This window comes from Kluyvera ascorbata ATCC 33433 (genome assembly GCF_000735365.1).
Lineage (GTDB): Bacteria > Pseudomonadota > Gammaproteobacteria > Enterobacterales > Enterobacteriaceae > Kluyvera > Kluyvera ascorbata.
Genome location: NZ_JMPL01000109.1, coordinates 1 through 15,369 on the forward strand (window position 1 = coordinate 1; position 15,369 = coordinate 15,369).

Annotated in this window: 11 protein-coding genes; 7 read left to right on the forward strand and 4 right to left on the reverse strand. The window is 58.9% G+C overall.

Annotation, left to right across the window (positions count from 1 at the left end; genetic code table 11):
• Positions 1-62: 62 nt before the first annotated feature.
• The 4 genes from GKAS_RS19045 to trpS form a co-directional block, all read right to left on the reverse strand.
• Entirely contained in the window at positions 63-1,187 is a 1,125-nt protein-coding gene (locus GKAS_RS19045; protein ID WP_035896486.1) for an ABC transporter permease, read from the reverse strand.
• The gene (gene rbbA / locus GKAS_RS19050; protein WP_035896487.1) at positions 1,187-3,916 is read right to left on the reverse strand and encodes a ribosome-associated ATPase/putative transporter RbbA; all 2,730 of its coding nucleotides are present in this window, start codon (positions 3,914-3,916) and stop codon (positions 1,187-1,189) included. The genes GKAS_RS19045 and rbbA overlap by 1 nt, the downstream gene beginning before the upstream one ends.
• Positions 3,913-4,980, reverse strand: a complete 1,068-nt coding sequence (locus GKAS_RS19055) for an HlyD family secretion protein (protein WP_035896488.1) — start codon at positions 4,978-4,980, stop codon at positions 3,913-3,915. Before GKAS_RS19055 ends, rbbA begins: the two co-directional genes overlap by 4 nt.
• A 261-nt stretch (positions 4,981-5,241) precedes the next feature.
• On the reverse strand, positions 5,242-6,249 hold the full coding sequence (trpS, locus tag GKAS_RS19060) for a tryptophan--tRNA ligase (protein WP_035896489.1): 1,008 nt from the start codon (positions 6,247-6,249) through the stop codon (positions 5,242-5,244).
• Between the two features lie 508 nt (positions 6,250-6,757).
• Here trpS and GKAS_RS24950 point away from each other — a divergent pair.
• The 7 genes from GKAS_RS24950 (at position 6,758) to bglB (ending at position 15,274) form a co-directional block, all read left to right on the forward strand.
• Positions 6,758-7,114, forward strand: coding sequence for a YebF family protein (locus GKAS_RS24950; protein ID WP_115074833.1), 357 nt, complete (start codon positions 6,758-6,760; stop codon positions 7,112-7,114).
• 95 nt (positions 7,115-7,209) lie between these two features.
• Positions 7,210-7,677 carry a MarR family transcriptional regulator gene (locus GKAS_RS19070; RefSeq protein WP_035896491.1) on the forward strand — a complete coding sequence of 156 codons (468 nt, stop codon included), beginning with the start codon at positions 7,210-7,212 and terminating at the stop codon, positions 7,675-7,677.
• A gap of 5 nt (positions 7,678-7,682) precedes the next feature.
• Positions 7,683-8,750 (forward strand): HlyD family secretion protein, encoded by a 1,068-nt coding sequence (locus GKAS_RS19075; RefSeq protein ID WP_035896492.1) that lies wholly within the window; start codon positions 7,683-7,685, stop codon positions 8,748-8,750.
• On the forward strand, positions 8,740-9,801 hold the full coding sequence (locus GKAS_RS19080) for a DUF2955 domain-containing protein (RefSeq protein WP_035896493.1): 1,062 nt from the start codon (positions 8,740-8,742) through the stop codon (positions 9,799-9,801). The genes GKAS_RS19075 and GKAS_RS19080 overlap by 11 nt, the downstream gene beginning before the upstream one ends.
• A 79-nt stretch (positions 9,802-9,880) precedes the next feature.
• On the forward strand, positions 9,881-11,551 hold the full coding sequence (locus tag GKAS_RS19085) for a hypothetical protein (RefSeq protein WP_035896494.1): 1,671 nt from the start codon (positions 9,881-9,883) through the stop codon (positions 11,549-11,551).
• Positions 11,552-11,789: 238 nt separating this feature from the next.
• Positions 11,790-14,201, forward strand: coding sequence for a hypothetical protein (locus GKAS_RS19090; RefSeq protein WP_115074835.1), 2,412 nt, complete (start codon positions 11,790-11,792; stop codon positions 14,199-14,201).
• Positions 14,198-15,274, forward strand: coding sequence for a beta-galactosidase BglB (gene bglB, locus GKAS_RS19095; protein ID WP_035896495.1), 1,077 nt, complete (start codon positions 14,198-14,200; stop codon positions 15,272-15,274). The genes GKAS_RS19090 and bglB overlap by 4 nt, the downstream gene beginning before the upstream one ends.
• Positions 15,275-15,369 lie beyond the last annotated feature (95 nt).

Sequence of the window (15,369 nt, forward strand, 5' to 3'; positions counted from 1 at the left end):
GTGTGGAAAAGGAAAGCACGCTGCCGGATGGCGGCGAAAACGCCTTATCCGGCCTACAAACCTTACGCCATCTCCCCAATCGTCTTACGAAAACGCACCAGCGCAATCCCGAAGAATGCCCCGCCAATTGCCAGCAGCGTCAAAAACTGCGGCCAGACAATAGCAAAATCGGCACCGCGATAGAGAATAGCCTGCGCCAGGCTCACGAAATGCGTCGTAGGCATAGTGAGCATAATGTCCTGAACCAGCTGCGGCATGCTCTCTCTCGGCGTCGAACCACCGGACAACATCTGCAGCGGCAGCAGCACCAGGATCATCAACAGCCCAAGCTGCGGCATCGATCGCGCGATCGTCCCCATAAAAATGCCGATCGACGTTGTTGCGAACAGACTCAGCGCAACCCCCAGCATAAACAGCGGGACTGATCCCTCTATCGGCACCTGCAGGATCCCCTGCACCATTAGCATCAGCGACAGCCCTGACACCACCAGAACAACCAGCCCCATCGACCAGACTTTGGCGAGCATAATCTCAAATGGCGTCACCGGCATCACCAGCAGGTGTTCGACCGTGCCGTGCTCGCGTTCGCGGATCAACGCCGACCCGGTGAGCACGATCGCCAGCATCGTAATGTTGTTGATAATCGCCATCACCGCGCCAAAACGCGCCTGCTCAAGGTTCGGGTTAAAGCGCATCCTCACCGCCAGTTCCACCGGCAACGCGCTGTTATCCCGATACCGTGCCACAAAGCTGTTCACCTCGCCGGTCACGATATTCTGGATATAGCTATTGCCGGTAAATGCCTGACTCATGCGGGTGGCATCGACGTTAACCTGCAAATCCGGCTGCCTTCCTGCCAGCACATCTCTTTGAAAATTCTGAGGAATATTGATGGCGAAAGTGTAACGCCCAGCATCCAGCCCCGCGTCCATCTCATCGGCGGTTATCAGCTCCGGCTCAAGGAACCACGGCCGATAGAAGCCGTTGATAATCCGTGATGAGAGCTGCGATTTATCCATATCGGCGATAGCAATCGGCGCCAGATGCAGGGAGCCCGGCATCACCGTTGCCGAAGAGTAGACCGAAACGGTGAAGGCAAACACAATCAGCGTCAGCATTGCCTTATCGCCCAACAGGCTGCGCAGTTCCTTCACGCCGAGGTTATAAATATTGCGTAATCCGCGCATCATCCCTCCTGTTTTTTCAGCAGCCACACGCTTAATCCCAGCACCAGCGGTACGGCAATCAGCAGCGGAATAAACGATGCCCACAGGTCACCTAACCCCAGTGCTTTTGAGAAAGTGCCGCGGGCGATGGTCAGGAAGTGGCTGGTCGGGTAAATCTGACCAATCCAGCGCCCCGGCCCTTCAAGCGACGCGACCGGATCGATCATTCCGGAGAACTGAGTAGCCGGGATCAGCGTAATAATTGCCGTCCCAAAGATGGCGGCGATCTGGCTCTTCATAAAGGTGGAAATCAACAGCCCCAGCCCGGTGGCGATAGTCACGTACAGCAGCGCCGCCAGCGTCAGTGTCAGGAAACTTCCCTTATGCTGCACGCCAAAAACGAACACCGACAGCGCGCAGAGCAGCAGGAAGTTGAACATCCCGAGCACGATGTAAGGCATCTGCTTACCGAGTAAAAACTCGGTGCGAGTAGTGGGCGTCACGTACAGGTTGATGATCGAACCCAGCTCTTTTTCCCGCACCACGCTCAGCGCGCTAAGCATCGCTGGGATCATCATCAGCAACAATGGGATCACCGCCGGAACGATCGCCGGTAGACTCTTCACATCCGGGTTATAGCGATAGCGCGTTTCAATAGAAATCAACGACGTATCCCGGCTGGCAGAAGGCTGTCGCCCGGCCATCTCCTGTAACCACGAAAGGTGCATCGCCTGCACGTAGCCGCGTACCGTTTCCGCGCGGTTTGGCATCGCGCCGTCGACCCACACGCCTATCTGCACCGGCGTACCGCGGGCGATATCACGGCCAAAGTTTGGCGGTATTTCGATGGCGACCGCTAGCTCCCCGTCGCGCATTCGGCGGTCCAGTTCATCGTAGCTATGCAGCGGCGGTTGCTCGATAAAATAGCGCGAACCGGCAATGTTCTGCGACCAGCCCTGGCTGCTGACCGTTTGATCGCGGTCGAGCACCGCAAAGCGCAGATCCTCCACGTCCATGCTGATCCCATAGCCCATGATAAACATCAGGATCACCGTTCCCAGCAGCGCTAGCGTCGATCGCACCGGATCGCGCCGCAGCTCCAGCGCTTCACGCCGGCTGTAGCTGAACAGACGGCGAAGGCTAAAGGCCTGACGCGGTGGATCGCTCTCGGGTTTAACGGGGGCTTCCACCATCTCCGTAATCGGAACAGGGTCGGAAGCCTCCAGCAGATAGGCAATAAACGCCTCTTCCAGCGTGGCCGTACCGCGCTTTTCAACCAGCGCCTGCGGCGTATCGCTGGCTAACACCTTGCCCGCGTGCATTAACGAAATGCGGTCACAGCGCTCCGCTTCGTTCATAAAGTGGGTGGAGATAAAGATGGTGACCTTATCTTGCCGCGCCAGGTCAACCATCAGCTGCCAGAACATATCGCGGGCCACCGGATCCACGCCGGAGGTAGGTTCGTCGAGGATCAGCATTTCAGGTCGATGGATAACCGCCACCGCCAGAGACAGGCGCTGGCGAATACCGAGCGGTAGCGCGGCGGGCAGGGCGTTTTCCACCTCGGTGAGCATAAAGCGCTGGCTCATCTCGGCAACTCGTGCGGGGATCTCGTCATCCGGAATGTGGAATAGCTTCGCGTGCAGCTCCAGGTTCTGACGCACGCTCAGCTCGCTGTAGAGCGAAAAGGCCTGTGACATATAACCGACCCGACGACGAGTCTCGATATCTTTTGGATCGACCGGCTGACCAAACAGCCAGGCTTCCCCTTCACTGGCGGGCAGCAGCCCGGTCAGCATCTTCATGGTGGTGGACTTACCGCAGCCGTTTGAGCCGAGAAAGCCGAAAATCTCGCCGCGGGCGATACGGAAGTTCACGTGATCCACCGCGACAAAGTTGCCAAAGCGCATGGTCAGCCCACGCGCTTCAATGGCGATTTCCTCCTCGCGGGTATCGCGCGGTGGGATGACAACCTGCTGGTGTGCATTACGTTGCGCCTCCGGCAGCAGGGCGATAAACGCCTGTTCCAGCGTCTGGCTATTGGTGTGGGTGCGCAGTTGTTCCGCGCTGCCGGTGGCCAGCACTTCCCCGGCGTTCATGGCCACCAGCCAGTCGAAGCGCTCGGCCTCCTCCATATAAGCGGTGGCGACCAGCACGCTCATCTCCGGCTGGCGCTCGCGGATGCTGTCGATAAGCTCCCAGAACTGCGCGCGCGAGAGCGGGTCAACGCCGGTGGTCGGTTCATCGAGGATCAGTAGCTGCGGGTCGTGGATCAGCGCACAGCACAGGCCGAGCTTTTGCTTCATTCCGCCGGAGAGTTTCCCCGCCGGGCGGTCGCGGAACGGTGCCAGCCCGGTGCTTTGTAGCAGCTCGTCGATGCGCGCTTCACGCTCGCTTTTATCATGACCAAACAACCGCGCGAAGAAGTCAACGTTCTCGTAGACCGACAGCGTGTGATAGAGGTTTTTCCCCAGCCCCTGTGGCATCCAGGCGATTTTTGGGCAGACATCGCGGCGGTGCCGAGCATCGCGCATATCGCCGCCCAGCACCATCACGTTGCCTTGCTCAATTACCCGCGCGCCGGCAATCAGCGACAGCAGGCTCGATTTTCCCACGCCGTCCGGGCCAATCAGCCCCACCATGCGGCGGGAGGGGATGGTCAGCGAGATATCGCGCAGCGCGACGGTGGCGCCAAAATGCTGGCCGACGTGCTCCAGTCTGGCGACGGCGGGGTGGATATCCTGTTTCATTGCGGCAACCTCACCATCAGCGTGGCAGGCCACGGCTGTTGGTTATCCAGACGCACGTAGGCCATCCCCGGCAGGCCGGTTTTCACATACTCAAGGTGTTCGGCCAGCAGTTCCGGCGGAATGCGCGCTTTGACGCGGAACATCAGCTTGAGCCGCTCATCGCTGGTTTCGACGGTTTTCGGCGTGAACTGGGCAACGCTTGCCACAAAGCTGATATTGGCGGGGATCACCAGATCCGGCGCGGCATCGAGGATGAGGCGCACCTCGCTGCCTATGGCTAGAAGCCCGGCCTGCTCGGTGGGCAGGAAGAAGGTCATGTAGACGTCGGCAAGGTCGACCATATTCAGCACGCGCCCACCGGCGGCCAGTACTTCGCCCGGCTCGGCCACGCGGTACTGAATGCGCCCATCGCGCGGGGCTTTCAGTTCGCTATCGTCGATATCGGCCATGATGCGGCGTTCGGTTGCCTGGGCGGCTTCGACGCGGGTTTGCGCCTGGATGATGCTGGTGCGGGCGGCTTCTATTGCCGCACGGGCGGCAGAGACCTGTGCGCGGGCGGACTCGAGTGAAGCCCTGCCGCTTTCAGCGGCGGCGCGGTCATCGTCAAGCTGCTGCGCGGAAACGGCGCCGCGCTGTGATAGCGTGCTGGAACGGGCGTGACGTTTGGCGGTGGAGTCCAGCTCCGCCTGGCGCTGTTTGACGATAGCTTCGCTGGCGCGCATTTCACTCTGACGCTGATCCAGCAAGGCTTTGGCTGCGGCGACGGCGCTCTGCGCTTCTTTAATTTGCGCGGCGGCTTCCAGGCGCTGCTCGTTCAGCACCCGCGTGTCCATGCGGGCCAGCACGTCACCCTGGCGGACAAACTGCCCCTCTTTGACGACGATCGACTCGATACGTCCGGCGGTCTTGGTGGCGATATCCACTTCCGTGGCTTCAATTCTGCCGTTACTGCTGGCGAACCCTGCCGGCAGCCCCGGCGGGCGAAGCATCCACCACGCTACGGCGGCAATCACCACCACGATACCGACGATATACCAGGCCCAATGCTGCTTGAATTTGTCCATACGCTACCCGCTTTGTTCCCTGTTGCTGAGTGCGCGCGTTTCGTCTTGAAAGAAAGGAAAGGATGCTGTGAAGAGTGCTACTCATGTGGTCATCGTCAGCAATCCTGGCCGTAAATGAAACACGCATAAATATAGCTACTGTCAATGTCATACTAACACCGACATTCATTATGTCCATGCCGTTAACATGGGTTTGCGAAAGCTTTAACACAATTAATCAAAGTAGAAGAGGGCGCGGCTGCTCCCGTGCCCTCATGGCGCTCAGAACAGTACCGGCAGCCCAAGCCCGCGTTTGACCGCGTGCAGCGTCTGCTGAGTGACCTCGTGCGCCCGTTCGCTGCCCTGACGCAGCAGTTCCAGCAGCATGCCTTTATCCTGAATCACGGTCGCACGGCGTTCACGAATAGGGGCCAGCAGTTCCTGTAAGCACGCTTCCAGCACGTTTTTGCACTGTCGGTCGCCCAGTCCGCCCTGCTGGTAGTGCGCCTTCATGTCCGCGACCAGCGCTTTATCGGGATGGAATGCGTCGAGGTAGGTGAAGACCACGTTGCCGTCGATTTGCCCTGGGTCGGCTACGCGTAGGTGGTTGGGGTCGGTGTACATGGCGCTCACCGCCTGATGGATTTCAGACTCGCTGGCGCTAAGAGTTAGCGTATTGCCGAGCGATTTCGACATCTTCGCGCTGCCATCAATGCCCGGCAGGCGGCTCACGTCGCTCAGCAATGCTTTGCAGTGGCACAGCACCGGGTCGGCGGTCAGGCTATTCATCTTATGCACGATCTCGTTGGTTTGTTCGATCATCGGTAGCTGATCGTCACCTACCGGCACGAGATCGGCGTTAAAAGCGGTAATATCGGCGGCCTGGCTAATTGGATAGGCCATAAAGCCGACCGGTAGCGAGCGGGAGAAACCTTTCTGCGCAATCTCGTTTTTCACCGTCGGGTTACGCTCCACGCGGGCCACGGTAACGATATTCATATACAGCGCGGTCAGCTCCGCCAGCGCAGGCAGAGCAGATTGCAGGCAGAGAGTGGTGCGACTCGGGTCAATACCTACCGCCAGATAGTCGGCCATGACTTCGAGAATATTGTGGCTGATTTTTTGCGGATTGCTGCCGTTGTCGGTCAGCCCCTGCAGGTCGGCAATCAGAATAAACTGCTGATGCTCATGCTGTAATTGCACACGCTGGCGCAGAGAGCCGACATAGTGGCCGAGATGCAGTTGGCCGGTAGGACGGTCGCCGGTCAGGATAGTATGGGTGGTGTTCATCAGTCGTTCCTTATGAGATATAAAGCCGAAAGACGAGACTGAGAAACAACAAAGCCGCCTTTCGGCGGCTTTGAAAAAAGATAACGTAACCCGAGCCGCCTGTTATGAAGGCAGCCACCAACGGTTGGAGCGGATAACGGTCACGTTTGTGTTCATCTTTTTATCCTGCCACCAAACCGCCTGCGCTGTCTACCCCTTCACCGTGAAACGACGTTATTTCTGAATGCAGGTGCCCAGAAATAGATAAAAATTGTCTTTCTGAGTTATTAGACTTCGTTATTTTGATGGTGTAAAAATAAATGGAATTATTATGAATGGAGGCGACATAAAACAATTAAAGGAGATTATCGACAATCAGTATGAATATATTACGGTGACTCATCTTTTTTACTGAGTTATTTATTCGATATTTACGCAACAATACCAACGAGCGGGTTTACATACCCCCTTATGTTTCTAGAATACTCCGACGTGATAATACATTAACTCAACATAACCTACCTTCAGCATGAAAAAGACATTATTAGTGATTGCACTATTTTGTGGCCTGCTGACTGCGGGCATTTCGACGATATGCGTTGTCCATGAAGCCTTCCCCGATACGACGTCGGCCTGTCGTCCGGATTTTTCCCGTAAAGCGCTCTTGCGGGTGAAAGAGGACTATTTACGCGGCCGCTTCCCGCGCTGGTATCAGGAAAAAAGCCAGCTCGGTACGATGACCCCCGAACTTCGCTTCGGTGAGGTGACTATCGAAGATGAAGAGTACCGGGTTCCTTTCACCGCACGAGGCCCCATTACGTCGCTGGCGCGTATTGGCTTTGTTAACTGCGTTTCTATGGACGTGGAATACATGGCGGCCAGATAGCCCCGTTTTACAATCCATGCGGTTTAGCCTCTTCGTTCCTTGATACTTATCATGGTAAGTATTATCGTAGTGATACGAAACGATCGGAGAGTGTCATGACCGAAGATGAACTGTTTGCCCGCCGCCCAATGGGTATGCGTATGGCGATGGTGGTACGCCAGTGGCGTTCAATCATCGATCACGCGATTACCGATACCGGCTTGACCCAGTCTAGCTGGACGGTGCTGATGCAGCTTCATCAGTTGGGTGACAACGTTTCGGTCAGTGAGCTTGCGGAGATGCAGGGCATTGAACTGCCGCCGCTGATGCGTACGCTCACGTTACTGGAACAGCAGGGCTACCTGCAGCGCACCGTCTCACCGTACGACAAACGCATCCGCCTGTTGACGCTCACCGACGAAGGTCGGGCCGTACTCAAAACGCTAAACCAGGTGATTGAAGCCTTCCAGACTCGCGTCGCTAACGGCATTCCCGCCGACGACATCGCGAAGTTTAGCGACACCCTGAATCAAATTGCCTGCAATCTGCGGAATATCCGCGAAGAAAATAATAAAACCGACTAAACACCATGATGACGCCAGAACAGAAGTTTGCCCGCTGGGTAAGGGTCAGTATTGCCTCTTTCCTGCTGATGTTTCTCTATTTTATCGTTGCCGACATCTGGATCCCGCTGACGCCGGACTCCACGGTGATGCGCGTCGTGACGCCTATCTCTTCGCGCGTCTCCGGCTACGTTTCGCAGGTCTACGTGCATAACAACAGCACGGTGAAAAAGGGCGACCTGCTGTATGAGCTGGACCCGACGCCATTCCAGAACAAGGTTGATTCCGCCGCGCTGGCGCTGGCACAGGCTAAGCTGAGCAATCAGCAGCTTGATGCCCAGATTGCCGCAGCACAAGCGAATCTCAAGACCGCGCAGCTCACGGCCCGCAACGACCGCGTGACCTACGATCGCTACCAGAGCCTGAGCCGCATGCAGAACGTCTCGCAGTCGGACCTCGATAAAGTCCGCACCACCTGGCAGACCAGCGAGCAGTCGGTCAGCGCGCTTCGTGCGTCGATCCACAATCTGCAAATTCAGCGCGGCGAGCGTGACGATAATCGCAACGTTACCCTTCAGCAGTACCAAACGGCGCTGCGGGAAGCGCAGCTCAATCTCGACTGGACGAAAATCCGCGCCGAAGCGGACGGCACCGTCAGTAACCTCCAGCTCAGCCCTGGCCTTTATGCCTCGGCGGGCAGCGCGGTGATGGCGGTGGTGAATCAGAAAACCGATATCGTGGCCGACTTCCGTGAGAAGAGCCTGCGTCATACCAAACAGGGTACCGACGCAGCGGTAGTGTTTGATGCACTGCCGGGCCAGGTGTTTGCCGCGAAGGTGACCAGCAGCGATGCGGGGATCCTCGCAGGCCAGGAAGCGGTAAACGGTGAGCTGTCGCAGCCGGAGCAATCCACGCGCTGGGTGCGTGACGCGCAGCGTATGCGCATTCACGTGGCGCTCGACGAACCGCTGGATAAAACCCTGCCGACCGGCGCGCGCGCCACGGTACAGCTGTATAACAGCGAGGGCGGCTTCGCCCGCTTCTTCTCAGGGCTGCAAATCCACCTGATTAGCTGGCTGCACTATGTCTATTAAAACCCTCGCGCAGGTCTTTACCCCTCACGGCAACATCGTCTACACGGCGAATGATTTCCGTCAGACCTTGCGCATCGCCTTTGCCGGTATGGTGGCGCTGAGTATCTCGACGTTTTACGATACTCACTACGGCGTGTTTTTCGTCGTTTACCCGCTGCTGTTAATGTCTTTAGTACCGGTATTTAACCGCCACGTCGCCAAGCAGTTTATCTTCAGTGCGTCGTTGAACTGCCTCGAAATGGTACTGATCATCGGCTATCTCAGCCAATGGCCGGTCATCATGACGGCGGTAGTGTTTGCGCTGTACGTGGTGCGTTTTCGTTTTATGAGCCAGGGGCCGCTGTTCCTGTTTGGCTCGATGGGCGTGGTCTGCCAGAGCGTGATGCTCAACTTTATGAGCTACCCTTCCGCGAACTGGCACACGCTACTGTTTTCGAATATTGAGGCCAGCGTGATGGCGGTGGCATTGAGCGCGCTGATGCATTACCTGATCCCGGATGCCGAACCGCGTAAGCCACCGCCGCTGATTGAAAAGGACGCGGCGCGGGTGCGCCATGAATCGCTGCTGTCGGGCACGGTGGCGACGATTATCTTTATCGTCTTCCAGGTGAGCGACCTGAGCGACTCGCTCTCGGCACTGATGGCGGGGATCCTGATCCTCTTCCCGATGCACTATCGTGGCGCGGTGATCAGCTCAATCTGGCGCGTAGTGGGCGTGGTGCTGGCCTGTCTGTACATTCTGGTGATACAACTGATCCTCTACGATCACAGTAGCCATATGCTGTTGATGATGCCGCTTATCGGCTTAGGGCTAGCGTTCAGCGCACGATTGCACGTGATGGAGAAGGTCGGGGCGGGCGTCGGATTCGCCAGTATCACCACCATCGGCATTATGTTTGGTCAGAACCTACAGCCGGACGGTGATTTGGTGTTCAGCGATGTGTATCGCGCCACCTCGGTGACTATCTCGCTGCTGGCGACCCTGACGATGGTGTTTATCCTGCATCGCCTGCTCAATTGTTTCGCCCCAACGCGTTTTATTGTGAAGTAGCGCACTTCAGGACGCTGAATGTTCTCCCCTATTTGTGCTAACAATAGCCGCTCGCCGAGGTGGCGTGAGGGAGAAGACGATGTGGAAAACGCGTGCGCTGGAACTGAATAATCAAGAGTTCTGGAACTGGGAGAAAGCCTGCGAACTGGTGGAGTGGGCGGCCCGCCATGATTTTAATACCGTGATTGTCGGGCAGGTTGACCTGTTCGACAAGCTGGTCTCGCCGAAGGGCTACACGCCGCACCAGTACAACGATCGCCTCTCCAGCCAGCAGCGTGCCCGCTGCGTCTACCTCAACCGCCTGGCGGCCTACTGCCACAAGCAGGGGCTGCGTTTCTATCTTCAGGCTAAAGAGCTTAGCTTCCCCGCCGACCTGCTGGCGGCGCACCCGCAGCTGATTGATAAAGACGGCAGCATCCGCTTTGACGTGGAATTCTGGTGTCAGTATCTGGCGGATAAACTCACGCTACTGTGCCAGCAAATTCCCGCCATGAGTGGACTGCTGGTGGCGCTCTCCAATACCGACGGCCTGCTGCCGGTCTCTCGTCCCAACTGGGAATTGACCGGTCAGGACGACCCCTCGCCGCATATCGACCCACGCAGCCTGTCGCGTTACACCCAGTGTTTTAGCGCCATGGCGCGGGCGATGATGCGGGAGAATAAACATCTGGTGCTGCGCGCCTTCCCGGCAGGCAACCACGATATCGCTAACGTGATGGAGGCGGTTCGCACTCTACCGGAATGCGTGTCGGTGTCGATCAAACTCACGCCGGAACGCTTCTGGCCAACGTTTCCCAATAACCCAGCGCTGCTCGACGTGGAAAACCGCGACGTCTGGGTGGAGCTCGATCTGGTGGGCGAAGAGGTGGGCTGGGGCGTGTTTCCGTTCCCGCGCATCGACGAGCTACAGGGGCGCCTGCTGTGGTGCCGTGGCAACACCAGCATCAACGGCGCGGTGTGCAAAACCAGCTGGGAAGGAGTCGATAACCACTGGATCATCGGCACGCTGAGCGAGTGCAACCTGGTAGCCTGTAGCCAGATCCTCGCCCGCGAAGATGAACATCTAACCCGCGCGGCGCTGCTGACCCACTGGCTGGATGAATGCTACGGCTGGCGGCCCGATGAGGCAACGTTTGAAGAGTTTCAGTCGCTGATGGCGCAGGCCGGGCAGGTGCTGTATCAGGCCATCTACGTACGCGACCACGTCTTCCATCGCCACAGCCAGGTACCCGCAAGCTACGGTCAGGCGGTGTGGAGCCTGTACGGCCAGCTCAATCGCAACCACTGGCTGCCGGGCTCTGAGCGCGACATCTTCTTCAGCGCCAGCGATGTTGAGACCTCCGGGCGCAACCTGTCGCTGATTGCCGAAGAGAAAGACGGTGCCTGGCAGGCGGCGGTGACGCTACGCGAGCAGGCGCTCGCCTTTGCCGAACGCGCGGCGTTCCCGTATTCGCTGCAAAAACGCTGGCAGGAGGAGTGGCAGGGCTTTGACCTCTACTGCCTGCTGTTCCGCCACGCCCAGAAAGCCTTCTTCACCCTCCACTTTGCGCGGCTGGTAGAAAACAGCTGGAGCATGCGCGAGATTTGCCAGGTCAATATTCAGGAGCTGTACCGCTGCGCAGCGGAGATGGACAGCTTCTGTGCCCAGCACACCGATGCCTCACCGGGGCTGCACGTGATGTTCGATCCAACCCGCGTGCGCATGCTGGCCGACAGCCTGAGCCACGAGCTGACGCAGTTGAAGGGGTAAAGTGTGATGACGATCACTTCACCTTCGCGCTCTACTGCCGGAAAACGTGAATTTCCCCGTTTCACCATGGGCTGGTAGCTATTCTCATGTGATATTCATCACGTTTTATCCCCGCGCCCGGTCAGGATTGTGAATGACCGGGCAGTTCCGCAAAACCCCGCGCTTATCCGCATAGCCTGTGGCGTACCGTTTCCAGAAAATAACGAGCCATTACTTAGCGGTTATTGAGGAAAGCATGATGAGGCTGGTTGCGGGCGAAGCGCTGACGCGTTTTACGGTGTCAATGCCGCACAATGAGCGGTTTGCAGAGTTTTTCACGGGCGAAGCGGTCGATGAACCGATGGACTATCGGTTCGCTAACGGTAAAGGCCCGGCGGGGGACGCATTCTGTCGGCGCATCTTCCGTCGCGATTTCGCCAGGCGCGCCGTGTCACCAGAGAAGGCGTTACCGGCAAACGAGGTCACCTGGACCGGACACTGCGATACCGTCACCTTTTCGGGCGTGCAGCCCGTTGCCACCCACAGCCAGCGCTGGCTGCGCGTGACGCTGCGTGCGCCGCATACCGGCCGCTATCCTTTCGAGATTGCCACCTGTGGCGGCGTGCGTATCTGGAACGGCAGCGAGCAGGTCGCCTGCTTCACGCCGTTCACGCGCAATACGCTGCAAACGCAGGCCGTTGAGATTCCGCTTCAGCAGGGGGAGAACGCGCTGCTGATCCACCTTGACGAGCTATTTGAACGCGACACGATTTTTGCTTTTCGCATGATCTATCTTGGTGAGCATCCGCTTGAGGCAGGGCTGCCGACGATGGATACGGTGTATGTGGAAGCGCTGGCGCAGTTTATGGACTCGCTACCCGCGACCCTCACCGCCCGCGACCAGCGTCTGATGCTGGGCTGCCAGGCCAATATGACCCTGACGCTGCGCGGCGCGGTCCACAGCCTCGGCAACGATGGCATCCCGACGACGCCGCTGGATTTCGGCCTGCTCGCCACCGGCAGCGGCGAGCTAACGCTCCCGCTTCCGGCCTCAATCGGCATGGGCCACTACCGCCTGACGCTGACCGCCTCGCTGGGTGATGTCACCATGAGCCGCCATCTTAGCGTCACCGTGCTGCCCCATGAGGCGCTGCCCGGCGGCGAAGGGGTGCTGGAGACCCGCAAACGCGTGGCTCTGAGCTACATCGCCGAGCACGGCGTACCGCGCACCGGGCGCTTGCTGGCCATGCTGCACGTGGGCGATACCGGCCCGCAGGCGCAGGAATTACTGATTCGCACCCTGCAACGTATCAGCGCCCGCCAGGACTGCTCGGATTTCTCGATGGTGCCGTTGCTGTGGATCTGGCGCGACTTTCACGGCGAACACTTCCCGGCGGTGCTTTGGAAGCGCGTGCGCTCCGCCATTGTCGGCTATCGCTACTGGTACGACGAACTGGGCAACGACGTGATGTGGTACTGGAGCGAAAACCACGCGCTGTGCTTCCACACCGCCCAGTACCTTGCCGGGCAAATGTTCCCGGAGGAACGCTTTATTGCTTCTGGCCGCACGGGCCGCGAACAACAGGCGGTGGCTGCTCAACGCCTGAACGCCTGGTTCGATGCGGTCGAGCAGCAGGGCTTTGTTGAGTGGAACTCCGCGCCTTACTACCCGGTGGACTACATCGGCCTGTTTGCGCTCTACCAGCTAGCCGACGATGCCACGCTGCGCCAGCGCGCCCAGCGCTTGATTGACCGCCTGATGCAAACCAGTTCGCTGCATTACCAATCCGGCATTGCCGCGGGCACCATGGGCCGGGTGTATGAAAAAGAGCTGCTGGCAGGCCAGATGACCGAGCTTTCCGCCTTCGGCCACGTCGCCTGGGGCGGCGGGCACGTCAATCGTAAGTGCGCCTCGCTGCCGTTCTTCTGCCTGAGCGACTACGTGCCACCGTTAGAATCGGCACGCTACGCGCGCTTAACCCACGGTACGCTCAGCGCCCACTATCAGTGCGGCGGCGGCAACATTGTGGCGTGGAAGCAGCCAACGGTCTGTCTCTCGAGCTGCGTGGATCACCACAGCGGCGAGCGCGGGCATCAGCAGCATCTGGTGGATGTGCAGTTTGCCGCACGTCCCGAGGCGCGGCTGTGGGTGAACCATCCGGGTGATGTGGCACCGGGCAGCGAAGCGCGTCCCTCCTTCTGGGCGGGCAACGGCGTGCTGCCGCGTGTGATGCAGGTAGAAAATCAGGCGATGCTGCTGTGGCAACTGGACGAACGCGATGCGCTCGGCTGGACACATCTGCATCTTCACGCCGAAGCCTTTGATGAGGTGCTCCCGCTGGCACAGGGCGTGGTGGTACGGTCGGGCAACGCGTTTGCCGCCGTGCTGTGCTCGCAGCCGCTCACCGTCAACGGCGATGAAGTGCGCGCCGAAGGCCGCCGCGTGGCGTGGTGGCTGGAAGTGGGCGAGGGTGATTTTAGCGCCTTCTGCCAGCGCGTCCAGGCGCTGCGCATTGAACATCAAGGCGACGTCGCGCGGGTGATGGATAGCCAGCACACGCTGATGCAGCTCGACGGGCAGGGCAACTGCCAGCACAACGGCAATGCTGCCGCGTTCCCGACGCTGGTGGGCAATGAAATTCAGGTCACGGTGTCAGGAGACGCGCAATGAACAACGCAGCATTAAATGGCCTGCTGGAGCAGGTGGTTCAGGGCTTCTGCCGCCTGAAAAATATGGGTGAAGTCGGCACCCGCGGAGGTGAAGGTTTTGCCATCCACTTCGAAGAGTGGGAATGGGAAGTGGGCGTCGGCCTGTACGGCTTCTGGCAGTATGCGCGCCAGCAGAATGACGCTCGCCTCCAGCAGTCGATCCTCACCTGGTATGAAGATCAGCTGGCGAAAGGGCTGCCGGAAATCCAGATCAACACCACCGCGCCGATGATCACCCTCGCGCTGGTGGCCGGGCACACCGGGCGGGACGATCTGCTGAAGGTGGTGAACGATTGGGCCGACGCGCTGTTACGCACCTTGCCAAAAACCGAAGAGGGCGGCTTCCAGCATGTGGTGAAAGAGCAGCCGAACACCGGTCATCTGTGGGACGACACGCTGTTTATGACCTGCCTGTTCCTCGGTACCGCAGGCGTGGTGCTGAAGCGCAAAGATCTGATCGACGAAGCCTCGTACCAGTTCCTGCTGCACACCCGCTACCTGTGCGAACCGGCGAGCGGGCTGTGGTACCACGGCTGGACCTTTGTCGGTAAACATCACTTCTCCGAAGCGTTCTGGGGGCGCGGCAACGCGTGGATCACCGTGGCGATCCCGGAATTTATCGCCCTGCTCGGCGACAGCCTCGATGCCAGCGTGAAGCGCTACCTCTCGGTGGTGGTCGCGCGCCAGGTGAATACCCTGTGCGAGCTTCAGGCCGACAACGGCATGTGGCACACGCTGCTCGACGATCCTTTATCGCCGCAAGAATCTTCCGCCACCGCCGGGATCGCCTACGGCATGCTGCGCGGCGTCAGAATGGGGATCCTCGACGAGAAGGTGGCCGATCACGCGATGCGCGCCTGGCATGCGCTGCGCGACAGGATCGACGATGGGATCTTACTGGAAGCGTCAAAAGGGACGATGGTCGGGCCGGATCTGCAATATTACTGCGATATCGCTATGGCCCCGGTACCCTACGCCCAGGCGCTGATGATGCTGCTATTACTGGAGCTTCAGCAGGAAAAATGGTGCCGTTAATTGCCTGGCACAATGGGTCCCCTCTCCCCTGTGGGGAGAGGGCTAGGGTGAGGGGGCAGGTTGGATGCCTAAAATTCTGTCTGCTACCGTGAACT

Bases quoted from the DNA above. Each gene is read 5' to 3' on its own strand.
- rbbA (WP_035896487.1), bottom strand. From the start codon at position 3,916: ATGAAACAGGATATCCACCCCGCCGTCGCCAGACTGGAGCACGTCGGC.
- GKAS_RS19075 (WP_035896492.1), top strand. From the start codon at position 7,683: ATGATGACGCCAGAACAGAAGTTTGCCCGCTGGGTAAGGGTCAGTATT.
- bglB (WP_035896495.1), top strand. From the start codon at position 14,198: ATGAACAACGCAGCATTAAATGGCCTGCTGGAGCAGGTGGTTCAGGGC.
- GKAS_RS19055 (WP_035896488.1), bottom strand. From the start codon at position 4,980: ATGGACAAATTCAAGCAGCATTGGGCCTGGTATATCGTCGGTATCGTG.
- GKAS_RS19085 (WP_035896494.1), top strand. From the start codon at position 9,881: ATGTGGAAAACGCGTGCGCTGGAACTGAATAATCAAGAGTTCTGGAAC.
- GKAS_RS19080 (WP_035896493.1), top strand. From the start codon at position 8,740: ATGTCTATTAAAACCCTCGCGCAGGTCTTTACCCCTCACGGCAACATC.
- GKAS_RS19045 (WP_035896486.1), bottom strand. From the start codon at position 1,187: ATGCGCGGATTACGCAATATTTATAACCTCGGCGTGAAGGAACTGCGC.
- GKAS_RS24950 (WP_115074833.1), top strand. From the start codon at position 6,758: ATGAAAAAGACATTATTAGTGATTGCACTATTTTGTGGCCTGCTGACT.
- GKAS_RS19090 (WP_115074835.1), top strand. From the start codon at position 11,790: ATGAGGCTGGTTGCGGGCGAAGCGCTGACGCGTTTTACGGTGTCAATG.
- trpS (WP_035896489.1), bottom strand. From the start codon at position 6,249: ATGAACACCACCCATACTATCCTGACCGGCGACCGTCCTACCGGCCAA.
- GKAS_RS19070 (WP_035896491.1), top strand. From the start codon at position 7,210: ATGACCGAAGATGAACTGTTTGCCCGCCGCCCAATGGGTATGCGTATG.